Source organism: Arthrobacter sp. NPDC057013, assembly GCF_042674585.1.
Classification (GTDB): Bacteria; Actinomycetota; Actinomycetes; order Actinomycetales; family Micrococcaceae; genus Arthrobacter.
In genome coordinates this window covers 73,216-93,587 of record NZ_JBHUSE010000001.1, presented here as the reverse complement: position 1 = coordinate 93,587, position 20,372 = coordinate 73,216, and the positions used below count along the sequence as shown (strand labels likewise).

General features: G+C 66.6%; 22 protein-coding genes. 9 read left to right on the top strand and 13 right to left on the bottom strand.

The window, feature by feature from the left end; all coding sequences use genetic code 11:
• Nucleotides 1–26: 26 nt before the first annotated feature.
• Nucleotides 27–908, top strand: coding sequence for a 1,4-dihydroxy-2-naphthoate polyprenyltransferase (locus ACFTSA_RS00440; protein ID WP_377948589.1), 882 nt, complete (start codon nt 27–29; stop codon nt 906–908).
• Between the two features lie 17 nt (nt 909–925).
• Here ACFTSA_RS00440 and ACFTSA_RS00435 read toward each other — a convergent pair whose 3' ends face one another.
• Complete coding sequence (locus ACFTSA_RS00435; protein WP_377948588.1) at nt 926–1,249, bottom strand: DUF4229 domain-containing protein; 324 nt, start codon at nt 1,247–1,249, stop codon at nt 926–928.
• Between the two features lie 241 nt (nt 1,250–1,490).
• Between ACFTSA_RS00435 and ACFTSA_RS00430 the strand changes: the two genes are divergently transcribed.
• Nucleotides 1,491–1,991 (top strand): PLD nuclease N-terminal domain-containing protein, encoded by a 501-nt coding sequence (locus tag ACFTSA_RS00430; protein WP_377948587.1) that lies wholly within the window; start codon nt 1,491–1,493, stop codon nt 1,989–1,991.
• Between the two features lie 685 nt (nt 1,992–2,676).
• Nucleotides 2,677–3,054 (top strand): hypothetical protein, encoded by a 378-nt coding sequence (locus tag ACFTSA_RS00425; RefSeq protein ID WP_377948584.1) that lies wholly within the window; start codon nt 2,677–2,679, stop codon nt 3,052–3,054.
• A gap of 204 nt (nt 3,055–3,258) precedes the next feature.
• Here ACFTSA_RS00425 and ccsB read toward each other — a convergent pair whose 3' ends face one another.
• The 5 genes from ccsB to ACFTSA_RS00400 are packed head-to-tail and all read right to left on the bottom strand — an operon-like array spanning nt 3,259 to nt 8,170.
• Nucleotides 3,259–4,365 carry a c-type cytochrome biogenesis protein CcsB gene (gene ccsB, locus ACFTSA_RS00420; protein WP_377948582.1) on the bottom strand — a complete coding sequence of 369 codons (1,107 nt, stop codon included), beginning with the start codon at nt 4,363–4,365 and terminating at the stop codon, nt 3,259–3,261.
• On the bottom strand, nt 4,365–6,128 hold the full coding sequence (locus ACFTSA_RS00415) for a cytochrome c biogenesis protein ResB (RefSeq protein ID WP_377948580.1): 1,764 nt from the start codon (nt 6,126–6,128) through the stop codon (nt 4,365–4,367). The genes ccsB and ACFTSA_RS00415 overlap by 1 nt, the downstream gene beginning before the upstream one ends.
• Nucleotides 6,128–6,883: a cytochrome c biogenesis CcdA family protein gene (locus ACFTSA_RS00410; RefSeq protein WP_377948578.1), complete on the bottom strand. Its 756-nt coding sequence runs from the start codon at nt 6,881–6,883 to the stop codon at nt 6,128–6,130. The genes ACFTSA_RS00415 and ACFTSA_RS00410 overlap by 1 nt, the downstream gene beginning before the upstream one ends.
• Before the next feature lie 6 nt (nt 6,884–6,889).
• Entirely contained in the window at nt 6,890–7,501 is a 612-nt protein-coding gene (locus ACFTSA_RS00405; RefSeq protein ID WP_377948574.1) for a TlpA family protein disulfide reductase, read from the bottom strand.
• Nucleotides 7,502–7,504: 3 nt separating this feature from the next.
• A complete protein-coding gene (locus ACFTSA_RS00400; protein WP_377948572.1) occupies nt 7,505–8,170 on the bottom strand; it encodes a histidine phosphatase family protein in 666 nt (221 codons plus the stop codon).
• 198 nt (nt 8,171–8,368) lie between these two features.
• On the opposite strand from ACFTSA_RS00400, the gene ACFTSA_RS00395 reads away from it, so the two are divergent.
• The 3 genes from ACFTSA_RS00395 to ACFTSA_RS00385 all read left to right on the top strand — a co-directional run bounded on the left by ACFTSA_RS00395 (nt 8,369) and on the right by ACFTSA_RS00385 (nt 10,734).
• The gene (locus ACFTSA_RS00395; protein WP_377948570.1) at nt 8,369–8,917 is read left to right on the top strand and encodes a YceI family protein; all 549 of its coding nucleotides are present in this window, start codon (nt 8,369–8,371) and stop codon (nt 8,915–8,917) included.
• 128 nt (nt 8,918–9,045) lie between these two features.
• Nucleotides 9,046–9,681 carry a hypothetical protein gene (locus tag ACFTSA_RS00390; RefSeq protein ID WP_377948567.1) on the top strand — a complete coding sequence of 212 codons (636 nt, stop codon included), beginning with the start codon at nt 9,046–9,048 and terminating at the stop codon, nt 9,679–9,681.
• 204 nt (nt 9,682–9,885) lie between these two features.
• Entirely contained in the window at nt 9,886–10,734 is an 849-nt protein-coding gene (locus ACFTSA_RS00385) for a hypothetical protein (protein WP_377948565.1), read from the top strand.
• A 53-nt stretch (nt 10,735–10,787) separates the two neighbouring features.
• Here the strand turns inward: ACFTSA_RS00385 and ACFTSA_RS00380 are convergent, their stop codons facing one another.
• Nucleotides 10,788–11,483 (bottom strand): redox-sensing transcriptional repressor Rex, encoded by a 696-nt coding sequence (locus ACFTSA_RS00380; protein ID WP_377948563.1) that lies wholly within the window; start codon nt 11,481–11,483, stop codon nt 10,788–10,790.
• 86 nt (nt 11,484–11,569) lie between these two features.
• On the bottom strand, nt 11,570–11,827 hold the full coding sequence (locus tag ACFTSA_RS00375; protein WP_377948561.1) for a glutaredoxin family protein: 258 nt from the start codon (nt 11,825–11,827) through the stop codon (nt 11,570–11,572).
• 83 nt (nt 11,828–11,910) lie between these two features.
• Here ACFTSA_RS00375 and ACFTSA_RS00370 point away from each other — a divergent pair, with 83 nt between their 5' ends.
• Entirely contained in the window at nt 11,911–12,729 is an 819-nt protein-coding gene (locus tag ACFTSA_RS00370) for an HAD family hydrolase (RefSeq protein ID WP_377948559.1), read from the top strand.
• Between the two features lie 190 nt (nt 12,730–12,919).
• On the opposite strand, the gene ACFTSA_RS00365 is transcribed toward ACFTSA_RS00370, so the two are convergent.
• The 3 genes from ACFTSA_RS00365 to ACFTSA_RS00355 form a co-directional block, all read right to left on the bottom strand.
• Nucleotides 12,920–13,018, bottom strand: coding sequence for a 30S ribosomal protein bS22 (locus ACFTSA_RS00365; RefSeq protein ID WP_003792170.1), 99 nt, complete (start codon nt 13,016–13,018; stop codon nt 12,920–12,922).
• Nucleotides 13,019–13,239: 221 nt separating this feature from the next.
• Nucleotides 13,240–13,452, bottom strand: a complete 213-nt coding sequence (locus ACFTSA_RS00360; protein WP_003797758.1) for a helix-turn-helix domain-containing protein — start codon at nt 13,450–13,452, stop codon at nt 13,240–13,242.
• Between the two features lie 96 nt (nt 13,453–13,548).
• The gene (locus ACFTSA_RS00355; protein WP_377948556.1) at nt 13,549–14,685 is read right to left on the bottom strand and encodes a 3-deoxy-7-phosphoheptulonate synthase; all 1,137 of its coding nucleotides are present in this window, start codon (nt 14,683–14,685) and stop codon (nt 13,549–13,551) included.
• A gap of 429 nt (nt 14,686–15,114) precedes the next feature.
• Between ACFTSA_RS00355 and ACFTSA_RS00350 the strand changes: the two genes are divergently transcribed.
• The gene (locus ACFTSA_RS00350) at nt 15,115–17,130 is read left to right on the top strand and encodes a beta-galactosidase (protein WP_377948555.1); all 2,016 of its coding nucleotides are present in this window, start codon (nt 15,115–15,117) and stop codon (nt 17,128–17,130) included.
• A 112-nt stretch (nt 17,131–17,242) separates the two neighbouring features.
• On the opposite strand, the gene ACFTSA_RS00345 is transcribed toward ACFTSA_RS00350, so the two are convergent.
• Both ACFTSA_RS00345 and ACFTSA_RS00340 read right to left on the bottom strand, forming a co-directional pair.
• Nucleotides 17,243–17,833 carry a TetR/AcrR family transcriptional regulator gene (locus tag ACFTSA_RS00345; protein ID WP_377948553.1) on the bottom strand — a complete coding sequence of 197 codons (591 nt, stop codon included), beginning with the start codon at nt 17,831–17,833 and terminating at the stop codon, nt 17,243–17,245.
• 404 nt (nt 17,834–18,237) lie between these two features.
• A complete protein-coding gene (locus ACFTSA_RS00340; protein WP_377948551.1) occupies nt 18,238–18,927 on the bottom strand; it encodes a FadR/GntR family transcriptional regulator in 690 nt (229 codons plus the stop codon).
• A gap of 107 nt (nt 18,928–19,034) precedes the next feature.
• On the opposite strand from ACFTSA_RS00340, the gene ACFTSA_RS00335 reads away from it, so the two are divergent.
• Complete coding sequence (locus ACFTSA_RS00335) at nt 19,035–20,372, top strand: alpha-hydroxy-acid oxidizing protein (protein WP_377948549.1); 1,338 nt, start codon at nt 19,035–19,037, stop codon at nt 20,370–20,372.

Sequence of the window (20,372 nt, the reverse complement as noted above, 5' to 3'; positions counted from 1 at the left end):
CACCGACCCAACACGAGGTACTTACCGTGGCAACAGCCGCTCAATGGATCCAAGGCGCCCGGCTCCGCACCCTGCCGGCCGCGATCGCCCCTGTCCTGATCGGCTCGGCAGCGGCCTATGAGATGGGTTCCTTCCTCCCGCTCAATGCCGTCCTGGCAGCCCTCGTGGCGCTGCTGCTGCAGGTCGGCGTCAACTACGCCAACGACTACTCGGACGGGATCCGCGGGACGGACGAGAACCGGGTCGGGCCGCTGCGGCTGGTCGGCTCCGGTGCAGCCCGACCCGAACATGTGAAGTACGCCGCGTTCGGCGCCTTCGGCCTGGCGATGCTCGTGGGGCTGGCTCTGGTCCTCATCACCCAGACCTGGTGGCTGCTGCTGGTGGGCGTGGGCTGCGTGATGGCGGCCTGGGGCTACACCGGCGGAAAGAACCCGTACGGCTACATGGGCCTGGGCGACGTGTTCGTGTTCGTGTTCTTTGGGCTCGTGGCCACGCTCGGCACCACGTATACGCAGGCGGGGCAGATCGGCCTGCCTGCCGTCATCGGCGCCATCGGCACGGGCCTGATCGCGTGCGCCCTGCTCATGGCCAACAACGTCCGGGATATCCCGTCAGACATCCAGGCCGGAAAGAAAACCCTGGCGGTGCGGCTGGGCGACAAGCACGCCCGCGAGAGCTACGTGCTGATGCTGGCGGTGGCCATCCTGCTTGTGGTGATTTTGGCTCCCACGCGGCCTTGGATGCTGATCGTGTTGCTGCTGATCCCGGCCTGCCTGATGCCGGCGTGGCTCATGATCAACGGACGGAAGCGCAAGAGCCTCATCCCGGTGCTGAAGCAGACGGGCCTGATCAACCTCGGCTACGCCGTGCTGTTCTCGCTGGGGCTCGTGCTGAGTACCGGGCTGTAGGCAGCGGGCTGCAAAGCCTAAGCGTCGCCGCCGCGGGGTTCGCGCTTCTTGATGTCGTTGCGGATGGTGATGTCCGGGTTCGTGTCGACGAGATGGTCTTCGGCCAGGGCGTCATCGATTTCCCCGGCGGTGCGGATGGGCTTGGCGCGGCCGGAGAAGCGGGCATGCAGTGACGCCGTCGCGTCATCGCGCTGCTTCTGGAAGAAGAGGTAGCTGATGGCGAAGGAAATCAGCCCCGCGCAGATGACGGCCAGGAACCACCCCAGCTGCAGGAAGACGAACAGCACAAACAGGGGCAGGAAGATCGCAAACCGGATCAGGGAGTATTTCAGAAAAGCCACTGTCCAAGTTTAGCCGTCCTGCCTGAACGTATCCTGCCGCTGCCGTAGACACTCTGCCGGCTTGCCCGCCGGTCATTGGGGGGCAGGTCGCGGCGCTTTGACCGGGCCAATCCGCCGCGGGACCCGAGCGGTGCCTGTGCAGCTGCGGCGTCATCTGGGGCTCCGCTTCGGTGTTTTGCTGGCGCGTGACTGTGGGCATACTGTAATCTCCGCCGGGGCGCGCGGCGGCTAGACTGATTGCATGCCTCGTGTTGCACTCGCAGTCGCCATTCTCGCCATCTACGTCTACGGACTGGTGGACGTTATCAGGACCGACAAGCGTTCCACCCGCGGCTTTTCCAAAACGACGTGGCTCATCATGGTGATCCTCCTGCCGCTCATCGGCGCCGCCTTGTGGTTCCTGATCGGCCGCCCCCGTGCCACGGTTGTGGCCCAGCCCGTTTACCCGCAGCACCCCACAGCCCCCGACGACGATCCCGACTTCCTGCGCAACCTCGAGCAGCGCCGCCGCCAGGCCGAGGCGGAGCGCCTCCGCAAGCTGCGGGACGACGCGGCACGGAAGAACCAGGCCGACGGCGGCACCCGGCGCACGGGCACAACGGGCACCGGCAGCACGGGCGCAGCCCCCGGCACCAACAGCGGCAGTTCAAGTGCCAGCGGCCCGGCCGCCGGTGAGCCTGGACCACGCAAGCCGGGCGCCTCAGGCGAGGCCAACGCCGAAGGCAACCCCGAGGCGAAGTAGCCTTCACGGCCCCCTTTTCCGTCACCGATTTACCCAAAAGGGCCGCCCAGCTACCAAGCCGGACGACCCTTTCCGGCAAATCGGCGGAACACGCGGTGCCAACACGGCGAAGCAGTCACCGCCCACTATTCCTCCACATCGGGCCTAAATTGTGGACAACGGAACGCAGGCCCGCTCCGGGCAGCAGAATGCTCCTATGCCACGTCCACGCTCTCTTCCTCCCGCCCTGCAGGCACAGCCGTTCACCATCCGCCAGGCCACTGCCGCCGGCCTGACCCGCAGGCGTTCCCGCGCCCTCGACTTGGCTAGCCCATGCCACGGCGTACGCGCGCCAGCGGCCGTGGAGATCACGCTCCTTGTTCGCGCACGGGGGGCTGGCACTCGCGACCGGAGCCGTCGTCAGCCATCTTTCGGCTGCTGCGCTCTGGGGTTTCCCGCTGCCCCTGCGTTTCGAGGACCACGCTGTGATCCATCTGACCAGCCGGGACGGCGCCAGGGCTGTGCGGCGGAAGAACGTCTGCGGCCACCGCTTCGGACGTGGTTCGACCTGGCCGGAATCCTCTCCCTGCAGGATCTAGTCATTGCCGGCGACTTCCTTTTGCAACGCAAGGCTCCCCTCGCCACGCCGGAGGCATTGGACGCATTCCTCGCTGGGAAGAAGGGCAGGGCTGGCTACCCCAAGGCAATGAAGGCCCGGGCTCTCATCCGCGCGAACACAGATTCACCGAAGGAGACGGAGCTGCGGCTCCTGTTGGCCGGAGCAGGGCTACCCGAGCCAGCCATCAACGTACCCATGTTCGATGAGACAGGCGGCTGGGTCCAGGACCCCGACATGTCCTACGAAGAGTTCAAAATTGCCCTGCAGTACGACGGCGGCCACCACGCCACTCCAGCGCAGCGAAGAAGCGACATCTACCGTGACGAAAACGCACGGGGACTCGGCTGGCTGGTCTTGGTTCTGACGCAGTTGGACCTGAACCCCTTGGTACTAGGCATGGAGCCCAGCGCCATCACCAAGGTACGCAAGGCCCTAACGAACCGTGGCTGGAAGCCCGCACGCTAGCGTCCACGTTCCGTCCCTCCGCTCAACCTCTGAAGCCCAACGACGCTCGCGCATTCGCCGTTTCGCCAAAAAGGGCCGCCCAGCAAGCGTGCCAAGCGGCCCATATTGGTAAATCGGCGAGCCCAGGCGGCCCTTTTTGGCAAGTCGACGGGCCCATGCGGCCCTTTTTGGCAAAACGGCCCCGGAAGGAAGCCCCAGAACCCCCTACAGCCCCGAGTACGAGTGCAGGCCGTTGAAGAACTGGTTCACGATCGTGAAGTTGAAGACCACGCACAAGTAGCCCACGATCGACAGCCAGGCCGCGCGGGTTCCCGTCCAGCCGCGGGTGGCGCGGGCGTGCAGGTAGCCGGCGTAGACCACCCAGATAACGAAGGTCCACACTTCCTTGGTGTCCCAGCCCCAGAACCGGCCCCAGGCCTTTTCCGCCCAGATCGCGCCGAACATGAGGGTGAAAGTCCAGCCGATGAAGGCGATCGCGTTGATCCGGTAGGACAGGTTCTCCAAGCTCAGCGCCGAGGGCACCAGGCGCATGAACCCCAGCTTGTCCGCACCGCCGGCCGCAATGGTCTTCTGCCGGTGCGACTGCACCAGCTGCAGCGCGGACATTGCAAACGTCAGCGTGAACAGTGCGGAGGACAGCACCGCGATGGAGACGTGGATGATCAGCCAGTAGCTCTGCAGCGCGGGCACCAGGTGGCCGACGGGCGTCCAGAACGCCACCGATGCTGCCACCAGCATGATGATCACCAGGCCCACCACGAACGTGCCGAGGAAGCGCAGGTCGCGGCGAACCAGCGCCACGAGGAACACGGCCGCCACGAGGAACGCGCCGGTGGTGAGGAACTCGTACATGTTGCCCCACGGCACACGTCCGGCGCCCACGGCGCGGGTCAGCACGGCGGCGGCGTGGATCGCGGCGCCCAGGACGGTCAGTGCCACGGCCACGCGGGCCGGTGCACGGCGTTCGCCGTAGAGCATGCTGTCGTCAGCGGTCTGGCCGGCTGCGCCGTTCGCGGTGCCGGAGGAGTACGACGACGGCCGCTCGGCACGGTCTGCGGGTCCGGCCAGGCGGTCCTCACCGCTGCCCGCGGTCCGCGACGAGGCGGACCCTACCGCCGCGCCGGCGCCCACCGGAACCTTCGTGGACGAACCCGTGTCCGCCGCTGCAGCCTTGAGGTCAATCGACTTCAGGGCCTTGCTGCTCCGGGCCAGGTCCCACGCGAACGCGATGAAGGCGATGGTGTAGGTGCCGGCGGCAAGTAGCATGAAGAGCTCGCTGTACTGGCCCATGGTCTCGTTGATGGGAAACATTACTGGTCCTTCTTCGGCTCGGACGAGCCTGCTGGTGAGGAGTTGGAAGGTGCTGTTTCGGGGTTGTCGGCGTCGAGGTTCCACTTGCGCAGCAGGAGGCCCCGCAGCGTGGCCGCCTCGCCGGCCAGGCGGTGGTCCTCGCCGCGGGCCAGGAGGCCGTACTCCACCATGGTCCGGCCGTCCTCGTGGGTGCCGGTGCGGACCCAGACGCGGCGCCGGTTCACGTACAGCGAGACGATCAGCCCGGCCACCGCAAGCAGCGCGAAGATCAGCGCGGAGAGCTGCCCGGGGTTGTGGTGGATGTCCACGCCCACGTACTTCTTCACGCCGTCGAACGTGATGGAACCCTTGCTCTCGGGCAGCGTGTAGGTGTTCCCCGGTGCGAGGGTGATGCCGCCCGCCTTGAGGTTCCGGCTGTTGAGTTCCTTGAGATTCTTCACGTCGAGCTCAAAGACGTTCTGCGGGGAGCCCTTGTCCAGGCCGAGGTCGCCGTAGAACGAGTTCAGGCTCAGCTGCGGGTTGATGAGGTCCGGGTCGCCGCTGAAGGAGATGCCCTTATCGGTCACCAGCGCCGTGGGCAGGAAGAAGCCGACGAACCCCAGCTGGTCGGGCTTCGCGTCGGGCACTTTGATCACCACGGACGAGTAGTAGTTCTGCCCCTGCAGCTTGGCCACCACAGGCCCCTGGAAGGCCACGTTGCCCTTACCGTCGCGGACCGTGACCACGGGGGCGTAGCCGTTGCCCGTCAGGTAGATGCTGGTGCCGCCCAGGTTGACGGGGTCGTTAACCTTGAGGACTTCCTTCTTGGCCGGAGCCGAGGGGTTTTCCCTGGTGGTGACGTCCGCCGTGAAGTCGATGGGCTGGCCGTACTTGCCCTGGGATTCCCGGTCGAAGGTGGCCTGGAATTTGTCCAGCTGGATCGAGTAGGGCTGCAGCTGGCTGCTCTGGAAGTTGGTGCCGGGGTTGAACTGGTCGTAGCCCACGAGGGTGTTCACGAACGTGTCGCCCTCCACCAGGATCCGCTGGCCGCTGTACCCGAACAAACCGCCGATGGCCACGGACACCAGCACGCCGATCAGCGACGTGTGGAAGACAAGGTTTCCCACTTCCTTCAGGAAGCCGCGCTCGGCCCCCAAAGACGGCCGCGCGCCGCCGTCGTGCCTTACCTCAACGCGGTATCCGCGTTTCTTCAGCAGCGCTGCTGCGTCTTCAATAGCGTCCGACGCCGGGATCCCGGCGTCCGCAGGCACCACCAGGGTGCCGTACTCGGGCAGGCGGGAGAGCCGCTTCGGGGTGCGCGGCGGCTGCGAACGCATGGCCTTGTAGTGGGCGATGGCGCGGGGCACCACGCAGCCGATCAGGGAGATGAACAGCAGGATGTAGATGGCCGAGAACCAGGCCGAGGAGTAGACGTCGTAGAGCTGCAGTGAGTCCAGCAGCTTGCCGTAGTCCGGGTGGTCCTTGATGTACTGGGTGACCACTGAGGGGTTGGCCGGCCGCTGCGGGAACAGCGATCCGGGCACCGCGGCGACCGCCAGCAGGAGCAGGAGGAACAGCGCCGTGCGCATGCTGGTCAGCTGGGTCCAGGCCCAGCGGAGCATGCCCAGGAAGCCCAGGGACGGGAGGGCGGCCCCGGACTTGGCGGCTTTCACGGCGTCCTTGGCTTTCCGGCCCTCGGGCGCAGCGGCGTCATGCTGGGCGGGCCCGGGCTGCGGGGCGTCCCCGGCCGGGGTTTTCTCGGTTGACTTCACACGCTCGCTCATCAGATCGGCAACTTCACGTCGGTTTGGAACCAGTACTGCAATTCGGTGACCCAGGTTCCCCACAGACCCGTGGCCATCAGGATGCCCAGGGCAATCAGGACTCCCCCGCCGGTGCGCTGGATGGCCAGCCGGTGCTTGCGGAAGTAGGACATCACGCCCGCGCCGCGGCGCACCGCCAGGGCGATCAGCAGGAACGGGATGCCCAGCCCCAGGCTGTAGACGAAGGCCAGGAATGCGCCCTTCGCGGCGGACGAGCCGCCGGAGAGGCTCAGCAGCTGGACGGCGGAGTAGGTGGGGCCGATGCAGGGAGCCCAGCCGAGGCCGAACGTGATCCCCAGCAGCGGCGCGCCCCAGAGGCCTGCCGGCGGCTTCGCATGGATCTTGGCGTCACGCTGGAACCAGGAGAATCCGCCCATGAACACCACGCCCATCAGGATCACCAGGACACCCAGGACCTGCGTGATCCAGGCGTTCTGGCCGCCCGAGATCAGCGACCCGAGCTGCCCGAACGCGCCGCCGAGCAGCACGAAGATCACGGAGAAGCCGAGCACAAACAGGCCGATGCCCGCCAGCATGCGGCCGCGCTTCTGCTTCTGCAGGTCCACGCCCGTGAGCCCCGTGACGTAGCCCAGGTAGCCGGGCACCAGCGGGAGCACGCACGGCGAGAGGAAAGACACGAGTCCGGCCAGCAGCGCCACGGGGATGGCGAGCAGCAGCGAACCGTTCAGGATGGCTTCGGCGAAGGGGCTGTTCACGGGAGGTTACTCTGCCACGGCAGACTGAATGAGGGCTTTGAGCGTGCCCTTCTCGATCTCGCCCAGCACACGCGATGCCACCCGGCCGTGCTTGTCCATGACGAGCGTCGTGGGGACGGCGCCCGGAGGCACCAGGCCGGAAACGGCCAGCAGCACGCTGCCGTCCTTGTCGTCGAAGCTCTGGTACGTGAGGCCGAAGGTCTTGTCGAAGGCGTCGGCCGTGGCCTTCTCATCGCGCAGATTCACACCGAAGAACTGCACTCCCTTGGTCTTGAACTCCTGATGCAGTGCTTCGAGGGACGGCGCCTCCACCCGGCAGGGTGCGCAGGCCGCGAACCAGAAGTTCAGCACGGTGACCTTTCCCAGGAAGTCCTTGGGCGTCACGGCGGTCCCGTCAAACAGGGTGCCCTGGATCTGGATGCCGGACTTGCGCTCCGCTACGGCGAACTCAGTCACCGAACCGTCGCCGGCCACGTAGTTCTTGTTGTCCCCGGCCTTGGCCTGCTTGGCCAGGGCATCCTCCTGGGCGCAGGCGGACAGGCCCAGCGTGAGCGCCGTGAGCGCCAGGCCGCCGGCGGCGAGGACGCTGCGGCGGGAACTCTTGGGTGTTTCAGTCATAACTTAGGCTCCGGGGGTGCTCGAGGCACCGGGAAGAAGGGCGGCGGCGGGTTCGCTGTACTCCACGCGCAGCAGGGCGCCGTCGTCGCCGAAAACCAGGGAGGTGAGGGAGGTCAGGGTGCATTCGCGTTTCCGCGGATCGTGCCACAGCGGCTTGCCTTCGGCACTGAGCCGGGTGGCCCAGATGGGCAGCTGGTGGCAGACCAGGATGGCCTCGGCGCCGTCGCCGCCCAGTTCGATGGCTTTGGCGCGGGCCTCCTGGACGGCCTCGGTCACGCGGGCTGCCTGCTGCTTGTAGGACTCGCCCCACGAGGGACGGAACGGGTTGATCAGGTGCGGCCAGTGCTTGGGCTTGCGCAGCTCGGCCTTGGTGACCTTCAGCCCCTCGAAGTGGTTTTCCGCCTCGATGATGCGGCTGTCGGTGTGGATGTCCAGCCCCAGCGCTTTCGAGGTGGGCTGCGCGGTTTCCTGTGCACGGGTGAGCGGCGACGCCACCAGGTACACGATGTTGGCGCCCTGGGCTACGCGGTCGCGGAAGTGCTCGGCGAGCATCTGCGCCATCTGCCGGCCAAGTTCGGAGAGGTGGAATTCAGGCAGCCTGCCGTACAGGACACCTTCGGGGTTGTGGACCTCGCCGTGGCGGAGCAAATGGACAGTGGCTTGGGGCATGTCTACCAGTTTCTCAAAGGGCAGGGGTAATGACGAAATCTTCTACATCAAGTAGAACTCAAAAATTTTTCAAAAAGTTCCCGGCCGGTGGAATAAAAGATGCAAATGCATGTTTATACTGGATGCAGCAGTTAGTTGAGACTTCAACAAAAGCTTCAACGATCACCCGATTGACCCACTGATACAAGGAGAACCACCATGGCACTTTCCACCGAGCTCACCCGCGGCACCTGGACCCTCGACAACTCCCACAGCGAAATCGCCTTCACCGTCCGCCACGCCGGCATCAGCAAGGTCCGCGGCCAGTTCAAGGACGCCGCCGCCACCCTGAACCTCGCCGACGACGTCACGGCCAGCAAGGTCGAGGCCACCATCCAGACCGCCAGCTTCGATTCCGGTGACGCCAACCGCGACGGCCACGTCCGCGGCGAGGACTTCTTCGACGTGGAGAAGTTCCCGGAGATCTCCTTCGTCTCCAACGGCCTCGTGGCCAACGGCGACAGCTACGAACTCCAGGGTGACCTGACCATCAAGGGTGTCACCCGCCCCGTCACCCTCGAGACTGAGTTCAACGGCGTAGCCGTTGACCCCTTCGGCAACACCCGCGCCGGTGTTTCCGCCGAGACCACCATCAGCCGCAAGGACTTCGGCCTGACCTGGAACGCCGTGCTGGAAGCCGGCGGCGTGCTGGTCAGCGACAAGGTGGCCATCAACCTGGAACTGGCCTTCATCGCACCTGCAGCCTAGGTTCACGGCTGGTTCCTCAGCCACTGTTCCTGACACCGAAACGCCCCGTCCGCGGACTCTCCGCAGACGGGGCGTTCGGCGTTTCCGGCCTCTGGAGTTGGCAAAATCCCGGGTTTAAAGTGATTGCCATGAGCACCCCCAGCGATGAACCGGAGCCCCGTGATTCCGGCGACGTGCCGCCGTCGGGCAACGAACGTCCGACGCCGGGACAACGGTTCCCGGGGCAGGAACCGGGACAGCCGTTCCCCGGTCAGCAGCAGCCGCCCGCCGGTGGTGGCCGGTTCGCCTTCGAAATGCCGGCAGACCGGCCACGGAACTTTGGCGAGGTCCTGCCACGTGGCGGCTTCTCCGGCCTCTTGGACGTGACGGCCCTGCCGACGGAGCTCAAGGTTTCCTACTGGATCTGGGTGGTCGGCGGCCTGCTGGGGCTGCTGGGCGGCGTGATCGGCCTCTTTGGGGTGCTGGTCCTCTTCGCGATCATTCCCGGCGTGGCGATCCTGGTGTTCCTGCTCGTCCTGGTGGCTCTGGCCCTGGCTGCGGCCGAGATTGTGCTGGCGCTGAACCTGAAGGAGGGCAAGGAATGGGCGCGGCTGGCCCTGACCATTGCGGCCGGGGTGTCGCTGCTGCTGGCCATCGTCAGCTCGGGTTTCCGCTCGGGCCAGGGCGGGAACTGGCTGGGCTTCCTGCTCAGTCTCGTGGCAACGGTGCTGATGTGGGTGCCCAACTCGCAGAACTGGTTCGCTGCGGCACGGGGCCGCCCCTGACCAGCGCCATGCAGGAACGCCGATTTCTGAGCCGGACACTCCCGTTCCGGCAGCGTTTCCGCAGGTTGGTCCGGCTTTGGAATACCTCTCCGGAATGATCCACCGCACACCCGCTGAGGGGTACGGTGGGAAGTGAACCATGCTGGGGAGGGCAGGCGTCTGAACCGGTAGCCGATTCAGACGTCACTACGCAAAGGACCGCTCATGAGCAATCCTCCATTCCCGCATTCCAATGACCCCGGCTCCAACGAGCCGGGCTCCAACGAACCGGGCAACGGTTCCCAGCCGAGCAACGGGCAGCCGCGCTACGGCCAGGAAGCGCCCCAGTACGGGCAGAACAGTCCGCAGTACGGGCAGAACGCACCCCAGTACGGCCAGAACCCGCCGCAGTACGGACAGGCCGGACAGGGCGGGGCGCCGCAGTACGGACAGCCCCCGTACGGTCAGAACGCGCCCCAGTATGGACAGTCGCAGTACGGGCAGCCACAGTATGGTCAATCCCAGTCCGGCCAGTCGCCTTACGGCCAGAGTCCCTATGGCCAGTCCCCCTACGGGCAGTACCCGTCCGAACAGGTGCAGGCAGCAACCGCCGGCGGCGTTCCGAAGCTCGTGAATTATTCCTTTTGGATGATCATCGCCGCAGGCGTCCTGTCCATCCTGAACCTCTTGGTCACGATTCCCACCCTGGATGACCCGGCCATGCGGAGCACGTTCGAGGAGCAGCTGCGCGGCAGCGGCCAGAACATCGCGTTCGAGGACGTCAAGGGCTTCATCATCGGAACCATGGTGGTCTTTGCACTGATCGGCGCCGGCATCTACGCGCTGGTGGCCTTCAACGTCCGGAAGGGGAAGAACTGGGCCCGCATCCTGGGCACCGTCTTCGCAGCGCTGTCTGTGTTCAGCCTCTTCCCGCCGGGCCTGAACACCCTGGTGGGCCTGCTTGGCATCGCCGCGATCGTGATGCTGTACCTGCCGGGATCGGCGCCGTACTTCCAGAAGCCGCAGCCGTTCGCCAACCCGTACTCGCAGCCGGGCGGCCCGTACGGCCACTAGCAGGCAGTCCTAAACCGCCAACGGGGCGCGGATTCCCGGAACGCCGGCCGGTGTTACGCCGGCTGTCCGGGGGTCTGCGCCCGTTGCGCGTGGTACGCCAGGATCTGCAGCTCGGTGGCCATGTCCACCTTCCTCAGCGTCACGCCGTCGGGCACCTGGAGCATCACCGGAGCAAAGCTGAGGATGCTGCGCACGCCGGCGCCCACCACCCGGTCACACACGCTCTGGGCGACGGCGGCCGGCAGCGCCAGAACAACCATGTTGGTTCCGGTCCGCTCCAGGACCGTCTCCAGGTCCGCGACGTCGCTGACCCGCAGCCACCCCACCTCATTGCCCACCACCATCTGGTCGGCGTCGAAGATGGCCACCACGTCAAAGCCCCTCGATTCGAAGCCCCCGTAGCGCGCCAGCGCCTTGCCCAGGTTGCCGGCACCGACAATAGCGACTTTCCAGTCGTGCGTCAGCCCCAGCGCGGCGGCGATGTGGCGGCTCAGGTACTGCACCTCGTAGCCGACGCCGCGGGTGCCATACGAACCCACATGGGACAGGTCCTTGCGGAGGGTCGAGGAGCTGACCCCGGAAAGTTCAGCCAGTGATTCGGAGGAGACCCGCTCGGTGCCTTCGGCCAGCAGCGAGTTCAGCGCGCGCAGATAAATCGTCAGCCGGGCCACGGCCGCGGGCGGGATCTGCTTGCCGGCAGCCCCGGTGGGACCGGGCAGGGCCTGGGGAGGTGAATCGAGCGAAGTCACTATCTGCTCCGTTGCGTCGCGTTGTGAGTCCACTCTAGATCCCCATCAGTTATGCCAACAAAGCCAACGCCATTGTTCGAAATCGCCTAGGCCCCCGCGATGGCACGGCGAAGCACTCGCTCCAGGCGTGCCTCGTCGATCTTCCAGAAGTCGCGCTGGATGCCGTCCACCAGCACCACCGGGATCTCCTCGGCGTAGCGGTCGCGCAGCTCGTCGTCGGCGTCCAGCTGCCGCTCCGACCAGGAAAGTCCCAGCCCGGCAGTCACCCGCCCGACGGCGTCGCGCGCCGCGGCGCACAGGTGACAGTCAGCTTTAGTGAGGAGGACGACGTCGGGGTTTGCCATGCTTCAACCGTATCGCCGTTCCCGGCGCCGGGCGACGCGGCGGCCGTCAGGTGTGGCGTATCGCATTGACTAGACTCAGTGACATGCCCGAGGAGAAGTACGTCGCTGTGGCCCACCGTCCGGTTGCGAAGCAGCAACACGGCGAGGCAGCCTTCTTCGACGTCGACAACACCCTCATGCGCGGCGCGAGCCTGTTCCACGTGGCCAGGAAAATGCACCAGCGCGGAGCCTTCACGATTGCGCAGGCGGCGGGCATGGCGTGGAAGCAGCTCAAGTTCGTGCTCCGGGGCGAGAGCCTCAACGACGTCCACGCGGTCCGGGATTCGGCTCTCAGGCTCGCCGCCGGCATCACCGAGGAGGACATCAAGGCACTGGGCGAAGAGGTCTATGACGAGATGATCGCCTCCCGGATCTGGCCGGGCGCCAAAGCCCTGGCCGAGCAGCACCTGCGCGTGGGCCGGAAGGTCTGGCTGGTCACGGCGACGCCGATCGAGGTGGCCACCGTGATTTCCACGCGGCTGGGACTCACCGGCGCCCTCGGCACGGTGGGCGAGACCAAGGACGGCTTCTACACCGGCAGGCTCGTAGGCGACATCCTGCACGGCGCCGCCAAGGCCGTGGCGGTCCAGGGCATCGCGGACCAGCACGGGCTGGACCTGAAGCGGTGCTGGGCGTACAGCGACTCCTACAACGACATCCCCCTGCTGACAATGGTGGGCCACCCCGTGGCGATCAACCCGGACGCCCGCCTGCGCAAGCACGCCCGCGAACACAACTGGCCGGTCTACGACTTCCGCGCAGGCCGCCGGGCAGCCACCCTGGGGCTTAAGGCAGCCACGGCGGGCGGAGCGGTCTACGGCCTCTGGCGGGGCTACTCCCGCTTCCGCGGTCCGCGGGCCTGACACACTGCCCGCCTCAGGACACACTTCCGGCCCACGGACACGGAACATCTCCCAGGACACCCGAATCCGCGTGTCCCCCCTCCGAATCCGCGTCCCCAGGAAATTTTCCGCGTCCTCAGGCCTGCGTGTCGAGGACGCAAAAATGCCCGCACCCCCGAAAGGGAACGGGCATTGAAGCGTAGAGCGGACTCTACTTCTTATTGCGGCGCTGGTGGCGGGTCTTACGAAGCAACTTGCGGTGCTTCTTCTTGGCCATACGCTTGCGACGCTTCTTAATAACTGAACCCACGAAAGTTCCTTACAAACTAGATGCAGTACCTGTCTGATGGAGAAGGTCCGTGGACTGAGCAACAGACTGAACAACTGACAGATTCTTACAATGACGTAAAACGTTCCTTAACAGGGTACCGCTTATCCGGGGCGTCCCCTGACCAGCACAGCCCCGTGGCGTGCAGCGGCCCCCAAGGCGGCTGCAGCAACCACGGGATCGGTGCGGTCAGTGTAGTCCCGTTAGGCGGTGCCCGTGTGACCGTCCACGACAGCACCCTTGAGGTACTGTTCGACGGCGGTCTCCGGGACACGGTAGGAGCGGCCGAACCTGACGGCGGGCATCTCCCCCGAATGGACAAGGCGGTACACGGTCATTTTGGAGACACGCATTACCTCAGCCACCTCGGCCACGGTCAAGAACTTGGCGTTCGAGAAGTTCGACTCTGCGGACATTACCCATATTCCTTTGCTCTCAGCAACGACGCCGGTCTTTCTGCGGTGCGCCGATGCTGAGCCATCGAACAACCGTGTTCTAGTTACTCTAGATGCTCACGTGGCCATTGTGAAAGCCCGCCGCTTCCGGGACGATGCGGCCAGTTGCTCGAGGACCGACGCCGTCACATCCCACTCCATGCAGGCATCCGTGACACTCTGGCCGTAGACCAGCGCCGAGTGGCGGGCGGCGTGTTCGGCCACGTCGAGGTTCTGCGCGCCGCCCACCAGGAAGCTCTCCAGCATGACGCCGGCGATCGCTCCGGCGGCCGTTCCCGCGTCCTCGAGCTGGGCTCCGATTTCGAGCGCCACCTCGGCCTGGCGGTGGTGGCTCTTGCCGCTGTTGGCGTGACTGGCGTCCACGATCAGCCGCGGGTTGAGGTTCTTGGCCGCGAGCTTGGCGGAGGCGGCCTCGACGTCGGCGGCCGAGTAGTTGGGGCCCTTGCGGCCGCCGCGCAGGATCACGTGGGTGTCGGGGTTGCCCGCGGTGGAGACCAGCGCGGCCCGGCCGTCGCCGTCGATGCCGAGGAACGCCTGGGCCGCCGCGGCGGCGCCGCAGGCGTCAACCGCCACCTGGAGGTCGCCGTCGGTCCCGTTCTTGAAGCCGATGGGCATGGAGAGGCCGGAGGCGAGCTGGCGGTGGATCTGGCTTTCCGTGGTCCGCGCGCCGATGGCTCCCCAGGAAATGAGGTCGGCCATGTACTGCGGGCTGATGGGCTCAAGGAATTCAGTGGCGGTGGGGAGCCCCAGGGCGGTGACCTGCTGCAGGAAGCCGCGGGCCGCGCGGAGGCCACCGGCGATGTCGTGGCTGCCGTCCAGGTGCGGATCGTTGATGAGGCCCTTCCAGCCCACGGTGGTCCGCGGCTTCTCGAAGTAGGCCCGCAGCACGATGAGCAGGTCTTCCTTGTGCTTCTCGGCCTGGCTGACCAGCCGGCGGGCGTATTCCAGGCCGGCCTTGGGGTCGTGGATGGAGCACGGTCCCACGATCACCAGCAGGCGGTCGTCCACGCCGTCCATGATGGCCCGGACTTCGTCCCGGCCGCGTTCGACGACGTCGGCCGCCTTGGCGTCCAGCGGCAGTTCCGCCATCATCTCCTGCGGCGTGGGAAGGGCGGTGATCTCGCTGACCCGCAGGTTGGACGTGGACTGGCGTTTCGACGTCGGCTGCTGGGTTTCGGTGGCTGTTGCGCTCATGTTCGGGGTCCTGTTCCGGGTGGGAGCGGGCCCCTGGTCAGAACCCGCCGTAGAAATGGCGAAGGGCAGAGAATGATCTCTGCCCTGTTGGCTCTGAAGGAAAGTTGGATGCGTGTCAGTTAGACGCGGGCCCCTCCAGAGCCAACGAAAAATACGCATACCAACGGTTAGTCATGGGAACGACCATAAACCCGCGCCGGTGGATCACCAAATCGGTTGCGTCACATCCGGCCCACGGGCTCGCCGCAGCGTTCCTGCTCTACCCGGAGAAACCGCCGGTGGCATCGCTGGGAACCGCTGCGGCGCAGCCTGAGCGTGGGGGTGTGCGACGGCGAACTGTCGCCGGCCGCCGTCGCATCCCTGGTGGCCTCGGCGTAAGGTCGGAACACGATCGCTGAGCCGGATCCTCCGACCCAACAAAGGAGTCCCATGCCACCGCAAACCACTGCTTCCCCAACCCCGGTCTGGAACAGCGGCTCCGGCCTGGCATTCGGCGGTGATTACAATCCCGAGCAGTGGCCGGCCGACGTCAGGCTGGAGGACATCGGCCTCATGAAGGAGGCCGGGGTGACCCTGCTCAGCGTAGCCATCTTTTCCTGGGCGCTCCTGGAGCCGAGCGAGGGCGAGTACGACTTCGGCTGGCTGGACGAGGTGCTGGACAACCTGGACGGCGCAGGCATTAAGGTGGCGCTCGCCACGGCCACAGCCGCTCCCCCGGCCTGGCTGGTGCGGAAACATCCGGAAATCCTGCCGGTAACGGCGGAGGGCGCCGTCCTGGAACGCGGCTCCCGGCGGCACTACTCGCCGTCGTCCGCTGTTTACCGCCGGTATGCCGCAGGCATCACCCGGAAGCTGGCCGAACGGTATCGGGACCACCCGGCGCTGGCGCTGTGGCACGTGGACAACGAGCTGGGCTGCCATGTTTCGGAGTTCTATGGCGAGGAGGACGCCGCCGCGTTCCGGCGCTGGCTGGAGCGTCGCTACGGCAGCATCGAGGCGCTGAACGAGGCCTGGGGCACGGCCTTCTGGTCGCAGCACTATGCCACGTTCGAGGAGATCATTCCGCCGCGGGCGGCCCCCACCACCCTCAACCCGACGCAGCGGCTGGACTTCCAGCGGTTCAGCTCCTGGGCACTGATGGATTACTACCGGAGCCTGCTGGCGGTGATCCGTGAGGTAACCCCCGACATTCCGGCCACCACCAACCTCATGGTGTCCAGCGCCACCAAGTCCCTGGACTACTTCGACTGGGCGAAGGACCTGGACGTCGTGGCCAACGACCACTACCTGGTTGCCGCGGACCCGGAGCGGCAGATCGAACTGGCGTTCAGCGCGGACCTCACCCGCGGCGTCGCGGGCAACAGGCCGTGGATCCTGATGGAACACTCGACGTCGGCCGTGAACTGGCAGCCGCGCAACCAGCCGAAAATGCCGGGCGAAATGCTGCGGAACTCGTTGGCGCACGTGGCCCGGGGCGCCGACGCCGTCATGTTCTTCCAGTGGCGGCAGAGCGTTGCCGGCGCGGAGAAGTTCCACTCGGCGATGGTGCCGCACGGCGGCCGCGACACCCGGGTGTGGCGCGAGGTGGTGGCCCTCGGCCAAGCGCTCAAGCGGCTCGGCCCCGTCAAGGGTTCAACGGTGGAATCCCGGGTGGCCATCGTGTTCGACTACGAGGCCTGGTGGGCCAGCGAACTGGACTCGCACCCGAGCGAGGATGTGAAGTACCTCGACCTGATCCGGGCGTTCCACCGCTCGCTGTTCCTGCGCGGCGTGGGCGTGGACTTCGTCCATCCGACGGCGGACCTTACGGGCTACGGCCTGGTCCTGGTGTGCACGCTCTACTGCGTCACCGATGCCGCCGCGGCCAACATCGCCGCCGCGGCCGGGGCCGGCGCCACGGTGCTGGTCAGCTACTTCAGCGGCATAGTCGACGAACGGGACCACATCCGGCTGGGCGGCTATCCGGGCGCCTTCCGGGAACTGCTGGGCATCCGGACAGAGGAGTTCCACCCGCTACTTGACGGCGGGCAGGTGACCCTGAGCGACGGCACCATTGGCCGGGTCTGGAGTGAGCATGTGCACCTTGCCGGGGCGGAGGCGGCGGCAACCTTCACCGGCTACCCGCTGGAGGGGGTCCCGGCCCTGACCCGGAATACCGCCGGCCGAGGTGCCGCCTGGTACCTGGCCACGCTCACGGACGGCGACGGCATCGAACGGCTCTTGGACAGGCTCCTGGCCGAGGCGGGAGTGGCGGCCGCCGCGGAAGCCGCTGCCGGCGTCGAACTCACCCGCCGGGTCAGCGCGGACGGGCGCCGCTTCCTCTTCGCCATCAACCACGGCAGGGACGGTGCGGAGGTAAAGGCCGACGGCGAGGAACTGTTAGGCGGCGGGCGTTTCGGCGGGCTCGTTCCCGGCGGAGCGGTGGCCGTGATCGCCGAGGACTGAGTTTTCGTCCGGGAGGGTGGAGTTTTTGTCCAGATAATGGCCGCTAAAGGCCCCCGAAGTCGCGATACGTGGACAAAAACTCCACGCGTGAGGCGCTTTTGGGGCGCCCGCCTTAAGGCTTGGCCGGGACCAGAAGCACGTCGACGAGCTCCGTCAGGCTGCCGGCCATGTCAACCTTCTTGTCATACAGCCACTGCAGCTGGAGTCCGTCGAAGGCGGCGATCACCAGCCGGGCGAGTGACTCCGCCGCGACGTCGGACCGGACCTCCCCCGCACCCTGGCGCCGCCCGATATCGAGCGCCAACTCCTCGACAAGCTGGCAGTACCGGTCCTGGAAGTAGCCGTGGGAAGCGTGCCCGGGGTCATTGGCCGTGGCAGACGCCACCGCATAGAGCGTGGTCAGGCCGGGCTCCTTTTTGTTCCGCTCCGCCACGGTCGCCAGAACCGGCAGTCCGAACTCGTCCAACCCGCCAATTTCCCTGCTGCGGCGGTCACGCTCCGCAAGCACCGCAGTCAGCAGCTCCTGCTTGCCGCTGAAGTAGTGGAAGAGCGTGGCTTCCTTGACCCCAACAAGCTCGGCCACGCGCTTGAGGGCCGTCCCCTCGAAACCTTCGGTGGCAAAGACATCGGTGGCGGTTTGGATGATCTGCTCGCGGCGTTCGGCGCCTTTGGCGTACTGCCCGCGGGGCTTGGTGGGAGACATTGCGCCAGTTTATTTCACGGCCCCGGCCAGCTGGACGCCAAGTCAAATGGTGGAAAACCAAATAACACTAGGTTTTTGGCGTTACGCTTTTCACGAGGCCCAACGGTGGGCCACTTTTCGCCAGGAGGCAATGTGGCCGTCGAATCCCTCTCCGAGGAGACCGCGGCTCCGCAAAGCACCGCGGGCCCGCGCCTTTGGCCATTACGACGGCGGCTGGCAGGTTGAGCGCGCTCCTTGCGCCTGCTGGTGGGCCGGCACGCGGCGGACGACTACCAGGCGCTGGAGGTCGACGTCCGCTAACCCTCCCTGGAGTTTTTGTCCGGATATCGCGAGTTAAGGCCCCTTTTGCGGCCATTATCTGGACAAAAACTCCATCACACGTGGTCAGCTACGGCCGGGCCAGGTCAATCCTTCGGGCCCAGCCCGGCTTCCTTGTAGTACTCCCGGATGTGGGCGGCTACCAGCTCTGCCGCCCGGCCGCCGTCGTCCTTCCGGATGGCGGCCAGGATTTCCCGGTGCTCGGCCCGCAGGCGCGACGCCGTGGCGTCCCAGTCCGCCAGGTTCGCGGTCAGCTGCCCCGCATAGCCCTGGATCGCCTCCCGGAGCGAGCCCATCATGGCGCTGACCACGGCGTTGCCGGCGGCGTCCGCCAGGGCCAGGTGGAAGCGGACATCCAAGGCCAGGAAGTCGTCGATGCCGTGGCCCTCGTCCATGTCGTCGAGCAGTGCCCCGGCCACATCGAGCTCGTGGGCATCCGGCCTGGCCCGGGCGGCCGCCCAGGACTCGAGCAGCACGCGCGTTTCCACCACGTCCTCCACCGGCAGGTGCTGCGTGGCCACATGCAGCCGCAGTGCGGAACCGAGTGCCGCCGTCGGATCCGAGATCACCACCGTCCCCGCCTCGGGGCCTGAACCCACGCCGGCGCGGACAACACCCATGGCCTCGAGGACCCGGATGGCCTCGCGGACGGAGGTGCGGGAGACGCCGAGCTGCTCGGCCAGGCTCCGCTCGGCAGGGAGGCGGCCGCCGACGGCGAGCTGGCCGCCGGAGAGCTGGTCCTCGATCCACCGCAGGACAAGTTGGTGCGTACGCATGAACCCATGGTACTTGATGTGGTTGGACCACATGCCTTAGAGTGTGGTTAGACCACACTGGGGAGGCTCCATTTCAGCATCTCCCGGCACGCCCACGGAGGAAAGCCATGACCCACACCATCCAGCCGAGCAACCCGGAAACCACCCCGGGGCCGGACACGACGGACATTCCGGCCACCCAGCCCACCGGCGTCGCCGCAGCGGCCGCCGCCGTCCCGGCCGCGCTGAAGCGCCGCATCCCGAAGTACTCCGACCTTGCCCCGCTCATGCAGTTCAAGAAGCCCGAGTTCAGCAAGGAAGCGCGGCTCAAGCGCGCCAGCACCGTCTGGGAACTGCGCGACATCGCCAAGCGCCGCACGCCCCAGGCCCCCTTTGACTACACCGACGGCGCGGCGGAATCCGAGATCACCCTGCGGCGGGCCCGCGAGGCGTTCCTGGACATCGAGTTCCGCCCCGGCATCCTGCGGAACGTGTCCAGCATCGACCTGAGCACCGACATTCTGGGCAAGTCCTCCCGGCTTCCCGTCGGCATTGCGCCCACCGGCTTCACCCGGATGATGCAATCCGAGGGCGAATACGCCGGTTCGCAGGCCGCCGAGGCCGCGGGCATTCCCTACACGCTCTCTACCATGGGCACCGCCTCGATCGAGGACGTGGCCGCGGCGGCGCCCAACGGCCGCAACTGGTTCCAGCTGTACCTCTGGACGGACAGGGACCGCTCCCTCGAACTGATCGAGCGCGCAGCGAAGGCCGGGAACGACACCCTCATGGTCACGGTGGACACCGCCGTCGCGGGCGCGCGGCTGCGCGATGTCCGCAACGGCATGACCATCCCGCCGGCGCTCACGCTGAAGACCGTCCTGGACGCGTCCTACCGCCCTGCCTGGTGGTTCAACTTCCTCACCCACGAGCCGCTCACCTTCGCCTCGCTCTCGCGGTACACGGGCACGGTGGCCGACCTCATCAACTCGATGTTCGACCCCACCCTCACCTTCGAGGACCTGGACTGGCTGCGCGAAACCTGGAAGGGCAAGCTTGTGGTCAAGGGCATCCAGACCGTGGACGACGCCCGCAAGGTGGTGGACCACGGCGCCGACGGCATCGTGCTCTCCAACCACGGCGGCCGCCAGCTGGACCGTGCCCCCATCCCCTTCCACCTGCTCCCGGAAGTATCGAAGGCGCTCAAGGCGGACAACAGCGACGCCGCGATCATGCTGGACACCGGCATCATGAGCGGCGCGGACATCGTCGCCGCCCTGGCCCTTGGCGCCGACTTCACGCTCATCGGCCGCGCCTACCTCTACGGGCTCATGGCCGGCGGCCGGGCCGGCGTCGACCGTGTCCTGCAGATCCTCGAAAAGGACATGGCCCGTACCATGGCACTGCTGGGCGTCAGCAACATCTCCGAGCTGACCCCGGACCACGTGCGGATCCTCGGCACGTAG

Excerpts from the sequence above, each read along its gene's own strand:
- ACFTSA_RS00390 (WP_377948567.1), top strand. The coding sequence starts at position 9,046 with ATGAGCACCCCCAGCGATGAACCGGAGCCCCGTGATTCCGGCGACGTG.
- ACFTSA_RS00430 (WP_377948587.1), top strand. The coding sequence starts at position 1,491 with ATGCCTCGTGTTGCACTCGCAGTCGCCATTCTCGCCATCTACGTCTAC.
- ACFTSA_RS00340 (WP_377948551.1), bottom strand. The coding sequence starts at position 18,927 with ATGCGTACGCACCAACTTGTCCTGCGGTGGATCGAGGACCAGCTCTCC.
- ACFTSA_RS00370 (WP_377948559.1), top strand. The coding sequence starts at position 11,911 with ATGCCCGAGGAGAAGTACGTCGCTGTGGCCCACCGTCCGGTTGCGAAG.
- ACFTSA_RS00395 (WP_377948570.1), top strand. The coding sequence starts at position 8,369 with ATGGCACTTTCCACCGAGCTCACCCGCGGCACCTGGACCCTCGACAAC.
- ACFTSA_RS00425 (WP_377948584.1), top strand. The coding sequence starts at position 2,677 with ATGAAGGCCCGGGCTCTCATCCGCGCGAACACAGATTCACCGAAGGAG.
- ACFTSA_RS00375 (WP_377948561.1), bottom strand. The coding sequence starts at position 11,827 with ATGGCAAACCCCGACGTCGTCCTCCTCACTAAAGCTGACTGTCACCTG.
- ACFTSA_RS00350 (WP_377948555.1), top strand. The coding sequence starts at position 15,115 with ATGCCACCGCAAACCACTGCTTCCCCAACCCCGGTCTGGAACAGCGGC.
- ACFTSA_RS00335 (WP_377948549.1), top strand. The coding sequence starts at position 19,035 with ATGACCCACACCATCCAGCCGAGCAACCCGGAAACCACCCCGGGGCCG.
- ACFTSA_RS00355 (WP_377948556.1), bottom strand. The coding sequence starts at position 14,685 with ATGAGCGCAACAGCCACCGAAACCCAGCAGCCGACGTCGAAACGCCAG.
- ACFTSA_RS00405 (WP_377948574.1), bottom strand. The coding sequence starts at position 7,501 with ATGACTGAAACACCCAAGAGTTCCCGCCGCAGCGTCCTCGCCGCCGGC.
- ACFTSA_RS00415 (WP_377948580.1), bottom strand. The coding sequence starts at position 6,128 with ATGAGCGAGCGTGTGAAGTCAACCGAGAAAACCCCGGCCGGGGACGCC.
- ACFTSA_RS00385 (WP_377948565.1), top strand. The coding sequence starts at position 9,886 with ATGAGCAATCCTCCATTCCCGCATTCCAATGACCCCGGCTCCAACGAG.
- ACFTSA_RS00360 (WP_003797758.1), bottom strand. The coding sequence starts at position 13,452 with ATGTCCGCAGAGTCGAACTTCTCGAACGCCAAGTTCTTGACCGTGGCC.
- ACFTSA_RS00400 (WP_377948572.1), bottom strand. The coding sequence starts at position 8,170 with ATGCCCCAAGCCACTGTCCATTTGCTCCGCCACGGCGAGGTCCACAAC.
- ACFTSA_RS00345 (WP_377948553.1), bottom strand. The coding sequence starts at position 17,833 with ATGTCTCCCACCAAGCCCCGCGGGCAGTACGCCAAAGGCGCCGAACGC.
- ccsB (WP_377948582.1), bottom strand. The coding sequence starts at position 4,365 with ATGTTTCCCATCAACGAGACCATGGGCCAGTACAGCGAGCTCTTCATG.